At 54.5% G+C, this 17,489-nt stretch carries 18 protein-coding genes; 16 read left to right on the forward strand and 2 right to left on the reverse strand.

Annotated elements, in window-relative coordinates; translation table 11 throughout:
- Window positions 1-52: 52 nt before the first annotated feature.
- Both N1030_RS07375 and N1030_RS07380 read right to left on the reverse strand, forming a co-directional pair.
- On the reverse strand, window positions 53-943 hold the full coding sequence (locus tag N1030_RS07375) for a flagellin N-terminal helical domain-containing protein (RefSeq protein ID WP_265828608.1): 891 nt from the start codon (window positions 941-943) through the stop codon (window positions 53-55).
- A 194-nt stretch (window positions 944-1,137) separates the two neighbouring features.
- Window positions 1,138-1,776 (reverse strand): RNA polymerase sigma factor, encoded by a 639-nt coding sequence (locus N1030_RS07380; RefSeq protein WP_265828609.1) that lies wholly within the window; start codon window positions 1,774-1,776, stop codon window positions 1,138-1,140.
- Between the two features lie 294 nt (window positions 1,777-2,070).
- Between N1030_RS07380 and N1030_RS07385 the strand changes: the two genes are divergently transcribed.
- The 16 genes from N1030_RS07385 to N1030_RS07460 all read left to right on the forward strand — a co-directional run bounded on the left by N1030_RS07385 (window position 2,071) and on the right by N1030_RS07460 (window position 17,409).
- Entirely contained in the window at window positions 2,071-2,829 is a 759-nt protein-coding gene (locus N1030_RS07385) for a response regulator transcription factor (RefSeq protein WP_265828610.1), read from the forward strand.
- Window positions 2,826-4,253 (forward strand): sensor histidine kinase, encoded by a 1,428-nt coding sequence (locus tag N1030_RS07390; RefSeq protein ID WP_265828611.1) that lies wholly within the window; start codon window positions 2,826-2,828, stop codon window positions 4,251-4,253. The genes N1030_RS07385 and N1030_RS07390 overlap by 4 nt, the downstream gene beginning before the upstream one ends.
- Before the next feature lie 860 nt (window positions 4,254-5,113).
- Window positions 5,114-5,278 (forward strand): Flp family type IVb pilin, encoded by a 165-nt coding sequence (locus N1030_RS07395; RefSeq protein ID WP_265828612.1) that lies wholly within the window; start codon window positions 5,114-5,116, stop codon window positions 5,276-5,278.
- A 52-nt stretch (window positions 5,279-5,330) separates the two neighbouring features.
- On the forward strand, window positions 5,331-5,882 hold the full coding sequence (locus tag N1030_RS07400) for an A24 family peptidase (RefSeq protein WP_265828613.1): 552 nt from the start codon (window positions 5,331-5,333) through the stop codon (window positions 5,880-5,882).
- Window positions 5,879-6,706, forward strand: a complete 828-nt coding sequence (gene cpaB, locus N1030_RS07405; protein WP_265828614.1) for a Flp pilus assembly protein CpaB — start codon at window positions 5,879-5,881, stop codon at window positions 6,704-6,706. The genes N1030_RS07400 and cpaB overlap by 4 nt, the downstream gene beginning before the upstream one ends.
- Window positions 6,707-6,728: 22 nt before the next feature.
- Window positions 6,729-8,189 carry a type II and III secretion system protein family protein gene (locus N1030_RS07410; protein WP_265828615.1) on the forward strand — a complete coding sequence of 487 codons (1,461 nt, stop codon included), beginning with the start codon at window positions 6,729-6,731 and terminating at the stop codon, window positions 8,187-8,189.
- A gap of 15 nt (window positions 8,190-8,204) precedes the next feature.
- Window positions 8,205-8,498 carry a hypothetical protein gene (locus N1030_RS07415; protein ID WP_265828616.1) on the forward strand — a complete coding sequence of 98 codons (294 nt, stop codon included), beginning with the start codon at window positions 8,205-8,207 and terminating at the stop codon, window positions 8,496-8,498.
- A gap of 13 nt (window positions 8,499-8,511) precedes the next feature.
- Window positions 8,512-8,910 (forward strand): TadE/TadG family type IV pilus assembly protein, encoded by a 399-nt coding sequence (locus N1030_RS07420; RefSeq protein ID WP_265828617.1) that lies wholly within the window; start codon window positions 8,512-8,514, stop codon window positions 8,908-8,910.
- A gap of 36 nt (window positions 8,911-8,946) precedes the next feature.
- Complete coding sequence (locus N1030_RS07425) at window positions 8,947-9,330, forward strand: TadE/TadG family type IV pilus assembly protein (RefSeq protein WP_265828618.1); 384 nt, start codon at window positions 8,947-8,949, stop codon at window positions 9,328-9,330.
- Between the two features lie 8 nt (window positions 9,331-9,338).
- Window positions 9,339-10,490, forward strand: a complete 1,152-nt coding sequence (locus N1030_RS07430) for a TadE/TadG family type IV pilus assembly protein (protein ID WP_265828620.1) — start codon at window positions 9,339-9,341, stop codon at window positions 10,488-10,490.
- Between the two features lie 14 nt (window positions 10,491-10,504).
- On the forward strand, window positions 10,505-11,638 hold the full coding sequence (locus tag N1030_RS07435; RefSeq protein WP_265828622.1) for a CpaE/TadZ family protein: 1,134 nt from the start codon (window positions 10,505-10,507) through the stop codon (window positions 11,636-11,638).
- A gap of 128 nt (window positions 11,639-11,766) precedes the next feature.
- Window positions 11,767-13,110, forward strand: a complete 1,344-nt coding sequence (locus tag N1030_RS07440) for a TadA family conjugal transfer-associated ATPase (protein WP_265829034.1) — start codon at window positions 11,767-11,769, stop codon at window positions 13,108-13,110.
- On the forward strand, window positions 13,107-14,081 hold the full coding sequence (locus N1030_RS07445) for a type II secretion system F family protein (protein WP_265828624.1): 975 nt from the start codon (window positions 13,107-13,109) through the stop codon (window positions 14,079-14,081). The genes N1030_RS07440 and N1030_RS07445 overlap by 4 nt, the downstream gene beginning before the upstream one ends.
- 2 nt (window positions 14,082-14,083) lie before the next feature.
- Window positions 14,084-14,974: a type II secretion system F family protein gene (locus N1030_RS07450; protein WP_265828625.1), complete on the forward strand. Its 891-nt coding sequence runs from the start codon at window positions 14,084-14,086 to the stop codon at window positions 14,972-14,974.
- A 26-nt stretch (window positions 14,975-15,000) separates the two neighbouring features.
- Window positions 15,001-15,960: a tetratricopeptide repeat protein gene (locus N1030_RS07455; RefSeq protein WP_265828627.1), complete on the forward strand. Its 960-nt coding sequence runs from the start codon at window positions 15,001-15,003 to the stop codon at window positions 15,958-15,960.
- A gap of 297 nt (window positions 15,961-16,257) precedes the next feature.
- On the forward strand, window positions 16,258-17,409 hold the full coding sequence (locus tag N1030_RS07460) for an ATP-binding protein (protein ID WP_265828629.1): 1,152 nt from the start codon (window positions 16,258-16,260) through the stop codon (window positions 17,407-17,409).
- Window positions 17,410-17,489: the final 80 nt, after the last annotated feature.

Raw genomic sequence — 17,489 nt, forward strand, 5'->3', positions numbered from 1 at the left:
CCGTCCGGGTATCAATCCCATCCGGCGCTCCCACGTTCCCCATCACCGGCTGTTAGCCGATAAGCTGCAAAGCCATTTGCGGCAGGGAGTTGGCCTGCGAGAGCATGGCCACGGCGGACTGGGTAAGAATCTGCTGGCGGGTGAATTCCGTCATTTCAGTAGAAACATCCACGTCAGAAATGCGGGATTCCGCGGCCTGCAGGTTTTCGGCCTGAATCTGCAGGTTGGAGATGGTGTTCTCCAGACGGTTCTGCATGGCACCGAGGTTGGCTCTGATCTTGTCCTTGGAAATGATGGCCTGATCAATGGCGTCCAGCGCATCCTGCGCGGCCTGCTGGGTGGAAATGGTGTAGCCCGCGGAGCCTGCCACGGCCTGATTTCCCAAACCCAAAGCGGATGCAGTGCTGGTGCCCACCTGAATGTAGTAATAATCCTCGGCCGAGTCGTTGGAGGTACCAAAGTGCACCTTCAGCATGCCCGTAGCGTTCAGGCTGCTACCATCGTGAGTGGAACTGGAAAGGTTGCCGTTAAGCAGGTGAATGCCGTTGAAGTCGGTAGAATTGGCGATTCGGGTTATTTCCGAAGCCATGGCCTGATATTCGGAATCGATGATCAGACGCTGGTCCGAAGTATAGGTACCCGTGGCAGCCTGTTCCGCCAGTTCCTTCATACGGATAAGCTTTTCGTCGATAACGGAAAGCGCCCCGTCCGCAGTCTGGATAAGGGAAATGGCGTCGTTGGCGTTTCGTACCCCCTGATTCAATGCGGAAACATCGGAACGCATGAGCTCGCGAATGGCAAGGCCCGCCGCATCGTCCGCCGCACTGTTGATCCGGAGACCGGAAGAAAGACGCTGCGTGGACGTTTCAAGCTTGCCGTACGAAGTGCTCAAGTTGCGAGCAACATTTGCCGCCATCATGTTATGATTGATTACCAATGACATATTACTTCCTCCATGAAGATGTTGTCATGTTCCGAGCATCATTCCATTGATGCTCTGCCGAAGATGTTTTCTACTTTCTCTTCGTCTCTTCATGGAAAATGTATTAAGTTTTGCACCTCCAAATAACTCCAACAAACACTATGATTTTATTGAATATTTGAATTCTTAATATTGCCTTTTCATTTCTTTGCATATCAGCACATAGAAACTGACTCTGACTCACATTCTTCATAATAGTGTCGCAATTTTTGCAAGGCACTATGTCGAATGCTACGAACCGTTTGTGGATGAATATCGAGAAATGCGGCAATTTCTTCCGCAGTCATTTCCTTTTCGAATATGAGATGCAGAATTGATTGCTGACGAGGTGAGAGAACACCTTTAGGAAGATGTAATTCTCCTGAGGGAAGAACGCTGTCCTGAATATCTTCAGGACATTCATCGAGCGGCACCTGCAAAGCCCGCTGCGTAGCGCCGCTACGCTTGTCGCGCAGGTAGTCAAGCGTGGCGCTGCGTGCCACAACCGTGAGCCATGTAGGGAACGTGCCCCGATCCGGGTTCCACGTCTCCAGCAGACGGTAGTTGCCACGCACAAGGCGCACAAACACTTCCTGCACAACGTCTTCCGTGTCCGCAGCCAGCGAGTCACGCATGCCGCTGCGAGAAAGAGTCCATGCCACGGTTCTGGTTATGCGCGGCTTATAGATACCCACGAACTCCTGCCACGCGCGGGCATCGCCCAACAGGCAGGACGACACCAGCGATTTGCAGGTGTCGTATATATACGGAACATGCTGCTCAACATCATGCCCTGAAAGGGAATACGAGTGCATTTCAGCCTCCAATACTGACGATTTTCGTGAGCGATTAGGGAAAATGCGCCACTATTGGAGTTTTCTGTAAGGACATGGTGCCATTGGTGTAACCACGCCCGTTTGTTTCCCGTATTGAATGTATAAGCACATTTGACTGCACGGTCTCTTAAGCAACGCATAAGAATGCGTTCAGCAATGCAAAATACTGCTTAAGAATTCTTGATATTGAAGACGGGAAGGCTGGTGCCGATTTTGCACGCCTTTTTATCGAGCGGTCATAGGGAAAAATGTGCCACACTACAGGGGAACGGCATGCACTCTATTCTTGTTATTGATGATGATCCGGAACTGGCAGCCATGCTTGGCGACTACCTTACTCCGGAGGGTTTTTCATTACGTATTACGGGATCGGGACTGGAAGGACTTTCCATGCTCGGCTCCGGCTCTTTTGCCCTTGTCCTGCTGGACGTGGGACTACCGGACACCAACGGATTTGACGTACTGGCGGAAATCCGTTCCCGCTCCCAGATGCCTGTCATCATGCTGACCGGAAGAGCGGAAGACGTTGACCGCATTGTCGGGCTTGAAATGGGGGCGGACGATTACCTTCCCAAACCCTTTGTACCGAGGGAACTCCTCGCAAGAATCCGCTCAGTACTGCGCCGGAGCAGACTGACCAAAACAGCCGCAGCCCCCCATTCGGGCAGACAGATCACAATTGACGACCTGCTCATGGACAGAAGCGCACGGTCCGTTCACTGCAACGGAGAGCCGGTTGTGCTCACCTTTGCGGAATACACCATTCTCGAGATGCTGCTCGATGCAGGCGGCAGCACGGTCTCGCGTGAAGACATCTCCCTCCGGGCACTGGGCCGCGAGCTGGCCCCTTATGACCGGAGCATAGATGTGCACATGAGCAACATCCGGCGCAAACTCGGCCCGACTTCCGGCGGTGGCGAGCGTATAATCACCGTACGCGGGGCTGGCTACTTTTATCACTTCACAGACTCCCCCGCCCCTGAGGCCACAGGAGCAGGCGCGTTTATCCGGTTGCCGGGAGGACTGCAATGAGAGGTTGGCTGATCAAGGTGGTGGCGGGACTACTCATTGCCATCGGCATTGTCAGCCTCGCCATGTTCTTCTGCACACGCGTCCTGGAGCGAGGCCCGATGGCACAGCGCATACGAGGCGTGGTCGTGCGGGAACTTTCCCTTGCCGGCGAGCTGCTCCTGAAGCACGTCAATCTCCCGCAGGAAGGGCGCCCGCCTCTGCCCGCTCATGTGGCAGAGGGAGCGGTCTACATGCTTTTTGACCACCAGATGCACCTGCTCATCGCAACAGGCAATGCACCCAAACTCCCGCTTCTGGCGAAAGAAGCCCGCCGCACAGGGGAGCTTGTGGGCGGCACCCCCATGCTCTTCAAAAACATCGGTGACAAAGAACTCCGCACCGCCAGAGCCATGCCCTTCGTCGCCCAGAACGGCGAAACCTATTACATCGCAGAACGCCTGACACAAACCGGCGACATGAATGAGGAGCAGGCGGCATGGACAGGCCTGCGCCTTGCAGCCATTGTGCTGGCCATAGGCGTACTCTACCTGCTGCTAAGGCTTCCGGCGCATCCTGCACGGGAAATGCGCAAGGCGCTGCGCCGCCTTGCCCGAGGAGAGTATGACGCAAGGGTGCCAATGGACATAAGCTTCAAAGGAGATGAACTGGCTAAACTGGCCTGCGAGTTCAACGCCATGGCCGAACATATGGGCAGGCTGCATGCGGAACAACAGCGCCTGTTCGGGGAAATATCCCACGAAATGCGCTCCCCCCTGTCGCGTATGTCACTCGCAGTGGAACTGGCAGGACGCTCCGTTCCGCCGGAAACCGCAAGGCTCATCAACCGCATCCGGCGTGATGCCGACAGGCTGGGCACCCTCTCCAACGAAATGCTGGAACTGGCAAAATGCCAACGCCCCGTGAATCCAGAAGAAACCGTCAACCTTACCGCCTTGATCAGACAGGTGGTTGACGACTCCCGTTTCGAAGCCGAGGCTGGATGTAAAAGAGTTGCCTGCGGCATTCTGCCGGAAGGGCTTGAACTCTCCGGCAACCGCGAGACACTGTACCGCATGCTTGAGAATGTCGTCCGAAACGGCCTCCGGCACACCCCGCAGGGCACAGCGGTTTCCGTCACCCTTTCCGTTTCCGAGCACGCAGCACGCAACGAAGCCGTCATACGCATTGCAGATCAGGGAACCGGCGTTGCCCCAGAAGAGTTGCAGAACATTTTCAAGCCATTTGTTCGCGGCTCATCGTCTCATGGATTGGAAGGAAAAGGCCTTGGCCTTGCGATAACCCGCCATGTGGCCATGCGGCATGGTGGCTCCGTTTTCGGCGAAAACAGTCCGGATGGCGGCTTTCTCGTCACCATCAGACTGCCTGTCACCGTTAACTCGCCCCCCAAAACAGCCATACGCCGCCTTGCCATTCAGTTCTCGTAATGGACGGACACCATACAGATTCGGGCCGCATTGCAGACATGTACTCTTTGCGGCCTTTGTCTTTTTACAGCTCCCCCCTGCCCAAAGCAAACCTCAGATACACATAATTACGCGCGCCACAACCTCTCCTGCCGTGCTGATCTGAGATGATACGAACGTTGCTTTCGTTCGCAGCAACCATGCCCGCTCCATGCCCCCCCTTCTGCGTTCCCCCCTCTACCGCACAGACCGATCCGCTTCGGATCCAGAAGACGAAAGAACAACACCTGACACTGTCCCCTAACCCGACAAACCGCCCTTGATCGCCCCGCATTCCTCCTTCCCGGCAACAGCCCCCGCCATTCATCCGTCATTCATGAGTTTTTTTTCAATTGTACGCATTATAAAACCCAGCGACCTTTCGATGTTATAATTGATCTAACCAACAACAATGCTCATCGTACATACAAGGGGAAAATTCTTTTTTCCTGTCACAACAATACAGAACCAAACAAACCAAATTCAACAGCAACCAGCTAAAATCTAATGACAAACAAACCACACAACAAACACAAACACTATAACCATGCAAAATATTAAGAACTTATCAACAAGACAACATTCAAACATTACATAATTTGTGCAGCACAACCACATCAAAACAATACACTGATCGCTTGCAACACAAACACATACAACAAAAACAAACAATAATAACAGAATATTAAAACCCAAAAAGCAAAACTAGCGACATAAACATGAACATTGCCACAAACAAACTGAAGCGCAAGCACAGTATTGTTTTCAAGATACAAATATGAGGATGCAAGAGACCTATTGCATCTTATTCCACTAACGGGACGAATTCTTGGGAGTTGAGTATGAACAAGACCTTCAAGACGTTTCTCACTAGCGAAACAGGGGCATCCGCTGTTGAGTATGGCCTTCTCGTAGCCTTGATTGCAGCGGTTATCGTCGGCACCGTCAAGATCCTGGGCGGCAAGGTCAACACTGGATTCAACACAGTGAACAGCAACCTGCCGTAAACATCTACAGTTGATGCAGGCGGCCCCTGGCCGCCTGCAACGCTTTACAGCAATGGAATACATTCTCATCAGTTGCCTGCTGCTCAGTTCTGCATTCGACATACGCAAGCAGAAAATTCCGAATGCGATAACCTTTCCTTCAATCATCGCATTCATCTTGATTCATGGATATTACGACGGATTCTCAGGAATCTTGTTTTCAATATCAGGCATGGCAATCGCATTCGGCACAATGTTTATCCCATATGCAATAGGGGTAATGGGAGCCGGAGATGTAAAACTGATGATGTCTGTGGGCGCCTGCCTGGGGCCAAACGGCGCTTTGGCTGCCTTTCTGTTCACCAGCATAGCAGGCGGAATATATGCGCTCATTGTCATGATGCTTCACAAGAATGCCCTGAGATCATTTTTTAAACGATTCATCGCATGGTACGCGGTGGCCTTGGGAAGCAGACGATTGGAAACATTTCCTGAGAACAACAAAGCGGACATGCCCATGCTTTGCTACGGGCTCGCAATAACGGCAGGCACCCTGACAACCATGGCACTGTATCAATATCACCCAGACTTGTTGATACTCAACCTCTTGGGGAGAATGTCATGAATATCAAAAGAATCCTTCTGCAACTCGGCATTGCAGCACTGCTTGCGGTGATCACGGGATACGTGACCCTAGATTGGCTACAGTCGCGTCCACGGGAAGTGATAACCGAAATTTCCGAATCGCAGACGGTCCCCGTGGTGGTGGCTTCAGTAGACATTGCGCCGGGAACCAGAATCGACAAGCAGATGCTAAATACGGTCAGATACCTTGCCTCCTCACGTCCCAAGACGACGTATTCCGAACTGAAAGAGGTGGAAGGGCGAGTCGCCGTGCAACCCATAGGAGCAAGCGAGCCGATCTCTTCCCTGCGCCTCGCCTCAGATGATGTGAAGCAAAGCGGCGTCGGCGCGCTTATCACCCCCGGCAAGCGAGCTGTTGCCGTAAAGGGCAACAAGGTGCTCGGCCTTTCAGGTTTCATCCGCCCTGGTGATATCGTGGATGTGCTGGCAACCATGCACGTCAATGACAAGCTGATAACAAAGGTTGTTCTGCAAAACCTGAAGGTACTTGCAACCGGTGAAGAGTTGTCCGCCAACCGTGACGGGCAGAAGCCCTTCTCCGTTGACGTGTATACGCTCGAGGTAACGCCTGAAGAAAGCGAAACCCTGGCACTGGCGGCCAGCAGCGGCTCCCTGCATTTTGCGCTTCGCCACAACGCAGACGCGACCACTGTTCTGACGGAGGGTGCGGATCAGGCAAAGGCCCTCTCCGCCTACAGAGGGAAGGAGCCAAGCACGGTAAAGGCTATCCCGCGCAAGGAGCGCGAAGGCTACCGCGTCGAGGTCCTCAAGGGAAACGAAAAACAGACCGTTCATCTGAAGTAGGCGCAGGCCAAAGGAGTCTCCCGTGAGAAGGTATCCAATACTTCGAAAGATCGTTGTTCTGGTGTCGCTGTGCTGTCTGGCAGCCATGGTACCCGTTTGCGTCCATGCTCAATCCGACAAACTGCTTTCCCTTGAGAATATCAAGCAGATAGAAGTTCAGACCGGTAAATCCCTCGTGCTTGAAAGCAAAAGGAACATCTACCGCATAAGCGTGGCAAACCCGGAAATCGCCGACGTCACCCTGCTGAGCAGGAAACAGGTATACCTGAACGGCAAAGCCATGGGATCAACCACGCTCTCGCTATGGGGCGCAAACGACAACCTGCTCCATGTTTTTGACGTGCTTGTCACCCGCGACGTGACCCGGCTGAAGGAAATGATGCGCAAACTGCTTCCGGAAGAAACCGACATCCGTATCGATTCGGCCAACGAGTCCGTGACGCTTTCCGGTATCGTGAACAATCCCATGAGCGTTTCCATAGCGGTTTCCCTCGCCGAGGCCTTTGCTCCGCAAAAGGTCATCAACCTGCTCTCCGTGGGAGGAGTACAGCAGGTAATGCTTGAAGTCCGCGTGGCGGAAGTATCCAAAAACGTCCTCAAGCGTCTGGGCTTCAACTTTGCGTACCTCAATGCCGGGCAGTTGCTGAACGGGGAAGTCTTCTATTCGTTCCTCAACTCCCTCACAGGCTTTGACGATGAGGGCTACTTCCGACTGTCCAACAAGGTGGGCTCGGCCTTCACCTTCAGAAATTCCGGAGCCAGCTGGAGCGTATTCATTGACGCGCTGAAGCAGAACGGCCTCATCAAGGTACTGGCTGAACCCAACGTGGTATGCCAGAGCGGTCAGAGCGGCAGCTTCCTCGCTGGCGGCGAAATCCCCATCCCCATCCCTCAGGGCTTGGGAACGGTTGCCATAGAATATCGCCCCTTCGGCGTGGGCTTGGAATTCAAGCCCACCGTGCTCGGGAATGGCCGTATCAACATCTCCGTTCGCCCTGAAGTTTCCGAACTGGACGCCACCAACGCCATAACCCTTAACGGCGCGACCATTCCGGCCATCACCACCCGCAGGGTGGAAACCAACGTGGAACTGGGTGCCGGACAAAGCTTCGCCATAGCAGGGCTCATCAAGGACTCTCTGCGGGAAAGCATAGCCAAGTTCCCCGGGCTCGGCGACGTTCCCGTTTTGGGCGCGTTGTTCAGCAGTTCCGAATTCCAGAAGAACCTCTCCGAACTCGTCGTAATCGTAACGCCTCATCTGGTTGAACCCGTGGACGGCAACAAACTCTCACTGCCCACGGAGAAGGTGATCGAACCCAACGACATAGAGTTCTATCTCTTCGGGCAAATGCAGGGAGACCCTGCTCCCCCCGCCTCTAACGGTACGAGTAACTCGAATGCACAGGCGGATACCCAGATTTCCGGCATCACCAGCCTCAAAGGATTTGATGGCGAAGTCGGGCACACCATGTCTGCAGAGTAGAAAGAGGAGATTATCATGAAAATTACAACCATTACACTCTGCATCGTTTCGTGTGCAGTGCTCCTGCTTGGCGGATGCAGACAGACTGAAATGCGCGACCGGCATGTGATGGACCCCATGGGGGACTCCGTAAGGAATGCCGCTCAATTGCAGCGAGAGGCAGCTCCCCCGGTAACGGTGGGCCCGCCCTTGATGGACGGCCAGAAACAGGAGGAGATCATCAAGAATTACCGGAAGGACAATGCTGAAACCCTGCCCGGACCACAAGGCAATGCAGGAATCCTGAGCCTTACACCCTCCTCACAGTAACCAGGGAGGCCCTATGAGAATCCGTTCGCTATTCAGAGGGCAGCATGGGGCCACCGCAGTGGAAACGGCCCTTATGCTTCCCCTGATGGTGCTCCTGCTGTTCGGCATCATTGACATTGGGCGCTTCTACTGGGCCGAGCATGCAGTAACGCATGCGGCCAACGAAGCCGCCCGATTGGCCGTGCTGGAAGGAGTAACCACGCAGGAGGTGAACGATGTCATCAACTTCCATCTGCACAACTGGCCTTTGGCCGGAGAACCGCAGATTGTAGAGAACACCGCCACCATTCCTGCGACCACAACGGTTTCTGTCACGATTACGTTCAACTTCCTGTTTCTTCCGAACTTTATAGCAGATGCATTCAACATGGAGTCCATCAGCTATTCCGTAACAATGCGTTCTGAACGATGACGGGGACACCCGCGAACGGAAGGAGGGGAAATACACATGCGAATGGTTTCAGACAGCAAAGGCAGCGTCTCAGTGGAATTCGCTCTGGTGCTGGCGTTCATTCTCATTCCCCTGCTTGCGGGACTGGTGGATGTGGGCAGGCTTGTGCATACACATGTAGTGCTTGAAAGAGCCGCCCGTGAGGGGGCCGTAAGCATCATGCGCGGCGAAGCCTACACCCCCCCTGTGGCCCGCGTGCTGCAGGATGCCGGACTCGACACCAACGCACTGACGGTTTCGATATCTACAACCTCAGACGAAGCCGGCGAAACAAAGACGTTGCAGCTTACGTATGTAATTCCGAACTTCCCGATATTCAAACTACCCGGCCTGCCCCTTTCAGACCACGTGACGGCAAGGGCCGTATATTCACAACCATGAGGCTCGTCATGAAACAACGCATGAGAGACTTTATCCATCAGGAACGCGGAGCCATTGGCGCCATCATGGCTATCACGCTGGTTGTGGTCATAGGCTTCGTGGCATTGGGCATTGATGTCGGTTACCGGCATGTCAAGAAAGGGGCCCTGCAAAAAGCGGCAGACATCGCCGCGCTTGTTGGCGGAAAAGGCCTCATAGAATACGGCTCGGATCTGGAGCAGATACAGACCGAAGTACTTGCCTACGGCCACAACAATCTGGTGGCGGATGATGCCCCGAACACGGCGCTGCAGCCCTCCGACGTCACGTTCTACCTTGACGGCACTCCCAATACGGACACCCCAAATCAGGTGGATGTGAACATAAGCAGAATAGACGCCCGGAACAACGCCCTTCCCACCGTATTCGGACGCGTGCTGAACGTGGACACCCTCAACGTAACCGCCTCCTCCCGGGTTGAGGTCGCGCCGGTGTGCTCCACAAAATGCATCAAGCCGTTCACGGTTCCAGACAAATTCACCTTCACGGACCATGACGGTGACGGGGAGTTAACCCCGAGCAACCCGCTGGAGATGGCCTCCGTTGTAGTGGATGGCTATTCCGACTCCGATTTCGGCACGCAGATCACATTAAAAATCGGGAACCCCGGTTCGAACATAGTCCCCGGGCAATTCAACGCCATTGACCTGCCGCCGCTCAACAAGGCGACCCCCGTTCCGGGGGCAGCATCCTACAGGGAGAACATCGCAAGCTGTACCGGCAGCAATGCCGCGGTTGCAGTAGGCATAGGCGACGAAATGCAACTAGAACCCGGCAACATGACCGGCCCCACAGCCCAAGGGATTCGGGATCTTATCGCACTTGATCCGGGAGCATACTGGGATAGCGCCAACAACAATGTCAGCGGCAGCGACTATGGCAGCGCCCTGGCCAGCCCGAGAGTGGCCCTCATCGCGTTCTACGATCCAGCCAATCCTCCGCAATCGGGGCGAAACACCGTATTTGTGAACTATATCGGAGCCGTGTTCATAGAGGGAATGTCCGGTAACGACGTGATGGGAAGATTCATCCGCGCTCTGGCGGTTGATCCGGGGTCCGGTGGCGGAGACGACTGTCTTGTATACATCCTGAAGTTCGTTCGAGACTCAAGCAGACTATAGCGAAGGGGGACTCCATGCAAACAAACGACAACAACATCGGCGTATCCATTATCATGCAGGATTTGGAAAAGGCTCAGGAATTGCGCAAGGCCGTAGTGTCCACCCCCGGTTTTCAACTGCTGGAAGATCCGGGAGAAAAGCGGGATTCCGTCGTCCTTGTCGAAGTGAACGGCAGAGCCGAACACATGCTGAAAGAGGCCTTTGAACTCAAACGTAGAGGACTTGTGGGCGGTGTGATAATGACCGCGCGCAACTATCAGCAGGACCTGCTGCTCCGCTGCATTCAGATGGGTGTGGATGAATTTCTTCCTTCGCCACTTTCCCCGGACGACTTCCTTGCTGCACTGCGACGCTATCGTATCAAGCATCTGACGGAACAAGGCGGCGATTCCAACGGCAAGAGTATTGCCGTGCTGGGAGCCCGAAGCGGCGTGGGCACAACAACCATAGCTGTGGGCCTTGCATATTGGTTTCTGGAGCAAAAAAAGAAGGTCGCCATCATTGACCTTGCGCGTCCGCACGGCGACCTGAGCCTGTTCATGGATGTGGAACACGAATACAGCTGGAAGGATGCCTTCGTTAATCTGCGGCGCATGGACGGCACTTTTCTCAAGAGCCTGATGTTCGAACACAAGAAAGATCTGTTTGTCCTGCCCGCTCCCACCTCGTTGCAGGAACGGTCAACCATTAACGCCGACGGAGTACAGGAACTCATATTCGGGACGTTGGAGCAATTTGACATCGTCATCATTGATGCCGGATCCATGTTGGACAATACCACTCTCATGACGTTGGAAAGGGTGGACTTGCCAATAGTGGTTTCGCTGATGAGCCTGCCCATTCTGGCCAGCACCAAGTATACATTAGACCTTTGCCGGCAGATTTCGCCTCCTCTCGGAGAGAGGATGAAGCTTGTCATCAACCGCTTCTCAAGCAAGTCGGTTCTCGAAAAGGAAGAGGTTACCAGCATCACCGGCAAGGAGATCTTTGCTGAAATACAGGAAGATCCCGACAAGGTTCTGGCCGCTATCAACAGGGGCATTCCGCTTTTCGAAGCGTACCCCGGATCGATCGCCACCAAGGGCATTCGCACCCTCGGCGGCAAGTTGATTCAGGGGCCCCGCACCAGCTTGTTCGGAGGGCTATAGACATAGCGTCGCCCCTTTCGTGATTCCCGGACCATCGAACGAACAACGTTTCCCCCAGCAGCAGAAACAGAGAGGGTACTATGGGCATAGGCAACAGGCTCGCAAAGTTCATCGGCAACAAGAATGAAATGACCCCTCAGACAACGGAAGTGCCCACCTATGATTTGGGCCTCTCTGATCAGGACGGCTACCACGCCATAAAACTGCAGCTGCATGACGCCCTGATCGGCGTGTTCGACCTCGACGCGCTTGAAAAGATCCCCAAGGACATGCTGGCTTCCCAGCTTTCCGGACAAATAGAACGGATTCTTGAAACAGACTTTTCCCACGCTCCGCTCAACGCGCTTGAGCGCAAGATGCTTATTAACGAGGTGCAGGACGAAATCCTCGGACTTGGTCCTATTGAACCGTTTCTCAAGGACCCCCAGATCAACGATGTGCTGGTAAACTCCTTCCGGCAGATCTTCGTGGAACGGAACGGACTGCTGGAGCTCACCCCAAGCAGATTCAAGGATGAAGAACACCTGCGCAAGATCATAGACCGCATCGTGGCCCAAGTGGGCCGACGCATTGACGAAGCAACCCCCATGGTCGACGCACGACTTCTGGACGGCAGCCGCGTCAATGCAGTCATCCCCCCACTTGCTATGGACGGCAGCGCGCTCTCCATCCGTAAGTTCTCCGCCGACCCGCTCGAACTGCAGGACCTGATCAAGTTCGGCTCTCTTCCCGATGTCGGCATAAGTGAAATCCTCAAAGGCATCGTCAAAGCCCGCCTCAACGTGCTCATTTCCGGGGGAACAGGCAGCGGCAAAACGACCCTGCTCAACGTGCTGTCGCGCTTCATCCCCGAGCGCGAGCGTATCCTGACCATAGAAGATGCTGCGGAACTGCAGCTGAAGCAGATACATCTGGTACGAATGGAAACCCGCCCCGCCAACATTGAAGGCAAGGGGGCAGTAACGCCCCGGGATCTGGTAAGAAACGCCCTGCGTATGCGTCCGGACCGCATCATAGTCGGCGAAGTACGCGGCGGGGAGGCGCTGGACATGCTGCAAGCCATGAATACAGGCCATGACGGTTCGCTCTCCACCATCCACGCGAACAGCCCCCGCGACGCCCTCATGCGACTTGAAACCATGGTATCCATGTCCGGCGTAAGCATGGACACATTATCCATTCGCCGCTTCATGGGTTCAGCTATCAACGTGGTTCTGCAGACGGCCCGCCTCGCCGACGGCAGCCGCAAGGTGACAAGCTTGCAGGAAGTTACAGGCATGGAAGGAGAAATCGTCACCATGCAGGAAATCTTCCAGTTCAAGCAGGTGGGAGTAGGACAGGACGGCAAGGTGAAGGGGCATTTCAGAATGATGGGAATCCGGCCCAAGTTCATGGAAAAACTGCAGGCACAGGGTGTGGAAATTGATTCCTCATTCTTCTCCGCCTCCAACTCTCTGGGAGGTGAACAATGATCTCGGATTTACCCCCTGTCGTAATCGCGGCCAGCATGACCATGTTCATGTTCTTTCTGGTTCTGGCGACAATCGGCCTTATCAGCCTTGCCCACAGACACTCCACCGGCATCACCGGTCGGGTGAAGCGACTCAAGTCGCAGAACGAATACGGGACCAACGGCCTGCTGAAGCAGGACCGGCTTGCGCCCATTTCATGGGTTGACGCGCTGCTGAAGCAGCTTCCACCCGCCCGTGCCATTCATTTGTTACTGCTGCAGGCGGACTCGCCCATCAGTACCTGGCTATTCCTCTTGCTGAGCACACTGCTGTCGATTGTCGCTTTCGTGCTGGCAGTACTATTCGTCTCAATACCGTTCGCTCCCCTGGCAATCGCCGTGGCGACCGCCATATTCCCATGGCTGCTTGTACGACGTGCGAAGGAAATCCGGATGACCAAGTTCCTTGAGCAGCTCCCCAACGCACTGGATACGCTGGCACGCGCACTGCGGGCCGGCCATGCGCTTCCTTCCGGCCTGACACTGATCGCGGAGGAATATGATGCTCCCCTTGGAGACGAGTTCGAAAAGACCCTGCAGGAAATCAACTTCGGCGTCAGTCTGGAAAAGGCCATGACCAACCTCATGAACAGAGTGGACCTGCCATCCCTGCGCTTCTTCGCGGTTTCCATCATCATTCAGCGGGAAGTCGGCGGCAACCTTGCGGAAATAGTGGATACCATCGCCCACCTGATCCGAGAACACCACAAACTGATGGGGAGAGTGCGTGTTCTCTCCGCAGAGGCGCGCATTTCCGCCATTATTCTCATCCTCATTCCCATTGCCATCGGCGGCATCATACAGATGCTGAACCCTGAGTATCTGAACCTGCTCTTTGAGCATCCGCGCGGGCTGTTCATGTTGAAGGGAGGCATTGCCCTCATGATAGTGGGCGTTCTGACCATACGACAAATGATCAGGATCAAGGTGTAGCCATGAAACCGGAACAATTCCTACCCTATCTTGTCGGCATGACCATCATGGTCGCAGCCCTGTTCATCATGAACCTGTTCACGAACCGAGGGGTAAAAAGCGAGGTTCATGACCGTCTGCAACGTTTCAAGCAACCCGGCACACAAGCCGCAAAGCAGGAAACCGCCCAGAACATCCTGTTGATCAGCGACTACGGTTCCCTGAGCAAGCTGCGGTTGCGCCTGTTCTGGGCCGGTTGGACATCGCCCATCGCCCCGGCAGTATACTGGCTGCTCCGCTTCGCCTTCGCCACGGCCGGAGCGGTTATGTTGTTCTACATAGGCGTGCATAATCAGGATGTCCTGAGCCTGGATGAAATACGGCTCGGGCAAGTGCTGTTCGCGGTAGGCGGCTTCATGCTGCCCTCGTCCCTGCTCAACCTGCGCATTGAAGGCCGTAAAAAGGCCATCCTGTGGGAACTACCGGAAATCCTCGACCTCATGGTCGTCTGCGTTGAGGCCGGTATGGGACTGGAACAGGCCATTTCGCGCGTGACTCAGGAAATATCCACCAGCTGCCCCAACATGTACAAGGAGTTACGTCGGATGTCGCTCGAAATACTGGCCGGCAAGGGACGGGCAGAAGCCTTGCGCAGAATGGCGACACGTGTAGGGGTTGATGAATTGGAAGGGCTGACCAGCCTGATCATTCAGGCCGACACATTCGGAACAAGCATCGCCCAGACCTTGCGCGTCTTTTCAGACACCCTGCGGACAAAGCGCTTCCAGCAGGCGGAGGAACTCGCAGGAAAGCTGCCTGTCAAACTCCTGCTCCCTGTCGTGCTGTTCATTTTCCCCATGCTTCTGGTGATCATCCTCGGACCGGCCTCAATCCGTATTTCGGAAATGTTCTAATTCCAGACATCCAAGGAGAGGTAGCTGTGCGCAATTCCATACTTTGCATCCTGTTGCTGTTAGGCGCAATCGCTTTGCTTGCCGGTTGCAAGTCCCCCAAGGAATCCAGCGCGGACATGGGAGAATGGCTGGCGCAGCACGACAAGGAACAGCCCCTGACATGGGAAGGCTACATGAGCCAGGGGGACGCCAATGTCAGACAGGGAAATCTTGAAGAAGCCTATCTTGACTATAGCAAGGCGCTCAAGCTCCAGCCGGACAATCTGGACCTGCGAATGAAGAGGGGCGATCTGCTCTTCCGTAAACAACTCATGGAAAAAGCGCTCAATGAGTACATGGCAGTACTGGAAAAATCTCCAGACCGCTCTGATGCCCATTTGGGAGTGGGCAAGGTATACTTCGCCGTAGGGAGAAACAAAGAAGCCGCCCAACACCTGCACAAGGCAAAACGCGACAAGTGCGAAACCTGGGAGGCATATGCCCTGCTCGGTATCATGCACGACTGGGAGATGGAAACCAGACAGGGAGAATTGTATCTGCAACGCGCCTACAAGTGCGTCCCCACGAATGGCGACGTGCTCAACAACCAAGGGCTGAACTACATGTTGCAGGGAAAGCTGGACAAGGCCATCCCCAAATTCCTTGCCGCCATCAAGGCCGGAAACACCGAACCCAAGGTCTACAACAACCTCGGCGTGGCACTGGCGAAAAAGGAACAATACGAAGATGCCCTTGAAGCCTTCAAACTGGCAGGCGACGAAGCACGTGCCTTCAACAATATCGGTTACGTGCTGTATCAGAAGGGAGAATACCGAAAGGCCATAACCTGCTTTGAAAAAGCTCTTTCGCTCCATTCCGCCTACTATCAGGAAGCTGGTGAAAACCTGAACCGGGCCAAGGCTGCGCTCTTCACCAAACAAACCGTCAAGGTATCCTCACCTGAATGGGATAATCGCTTCCAGTTTCTGCTGAAAACCATCGACTGACAAATTGTTGGAACGAAGGCCATGCAGGTGGTGACGGTATACCCGTACGGCACTGCCTTAGGTCTCATGGTCTAGCTCCATTCTCATGGCCCGGGAGTATATTTCCCGGGCCTACTGTTGCCCAGCACTCAGAATACGGAGGGGAACAGGCCCCTGATCTTCAGCCGCCGCCATCAGGGACTGGTTTTCACAAGAACACAGCCTGCACAGCCATCCCATCGCCCATGGAACAGATTATAATCACACCTGCCGCCCAAACACGGTATACAACAAGCTGATTAATCACGGAGTGTTCTCATGGATGAATGCAAAGATCCCTTCTCCACCTCATTTGTTCAGGCCGTGTTTGAACGTCTGCCTGTGGGTATCATGGTCATTGATCCCGCCGGGGTCATTATTGCCATCAATCAGGCGCTTTGCTCCATGATCGGGTTGAGCCAGAATCATGCGCGGGGCAAAGTCTGGGTGGACGTATTCGACATCGGCCACAGGAATCTCGCATTTCATCAATTGCTCACAGACGTCATCCATGGCGAATTGCCGTCCCTGAACCGATACGTCTCGTTTGAAAGAGAGGATGGGGCATTCGTCGACCTTGGCATTCTCTCCTCCTTCATCAAGCATAACGACATGATGCTCGGCATAGCCGTTATCATGCAGGATATGACCGCCATCAACAGCAAACATGAGGATGAGCGGGACGCCTTGGAGCGTATCGCATCGATTGTAAACGAACGGGAAGTGGCGCTCCTCAACCTTGCCGAAGCGGTTGCGCATCAGGTTCGCAATCCTGTGACAGTCATCGGGGGGCAGGTGAACCTGCTGATGCGAGAACAAATGACACTGACAAAGCCGGAACGACTGAACGTCATTCGTGAGGAATCGATAAAGCTCGAAGGGATAGTGAAGGAACTTAACGGATTCGTATCCATCCACGCCCGTCAGCCGGATTGGGTTTCCATTCTGGAGGTATTTGCCAGCTGGCTGGATGCCTTTTGCAAAAACAATCCTCAATATGTCTGCACGATCAACGACATGACCTGCGAGCCCCCGGACGCGGATCAAGACAGCGATCTCCTATGGGCCGACCCCTTCCTGCTGCGCCTGATCCTGTCTGAACTCGTGGCAAACACCCTTGATTTTGCCTCCCATAACCTGCATCCGATTGCGACCATCTCCACCCACAAGAACGCCAAGACCCTCAGGGTGACATACGAAGACAACAGCTGCGGCATAGCCGAGCACATTCTCCCCTACATTTTCGACCCGTTCTTCACCACCAAGTCCTCGGGGGTGGGCATGGGGCTTTGCAAGGTTCGGCGTGCCATGATGGTCATGGGGGGCACGGCACGCGTCTGGCCTTCGGTGTGTCCCACCAAGGGCGGAGTATGTGTGCATCTGGATTTCCCTGTATCGCAGCCTCCAAACCCGCGCATGAAGCCGGCATGACAGGCTTATTCCGAAAACGGGAGACCAATGCGACACCCGTGACAGACAAAATCACATGTTCCAATCCGTTACCGGAACCG

The organism is Desulfovibrio mangrovi, assembly GCF_026230175.1.
Lineage (GTDB): Bacteria > Desulfobacterota > Desulfovibrionia > Desulfovibrionales > Desulfovibrionaceae > Halodesulfovibrio > Halodesulfovibrio mangrovi.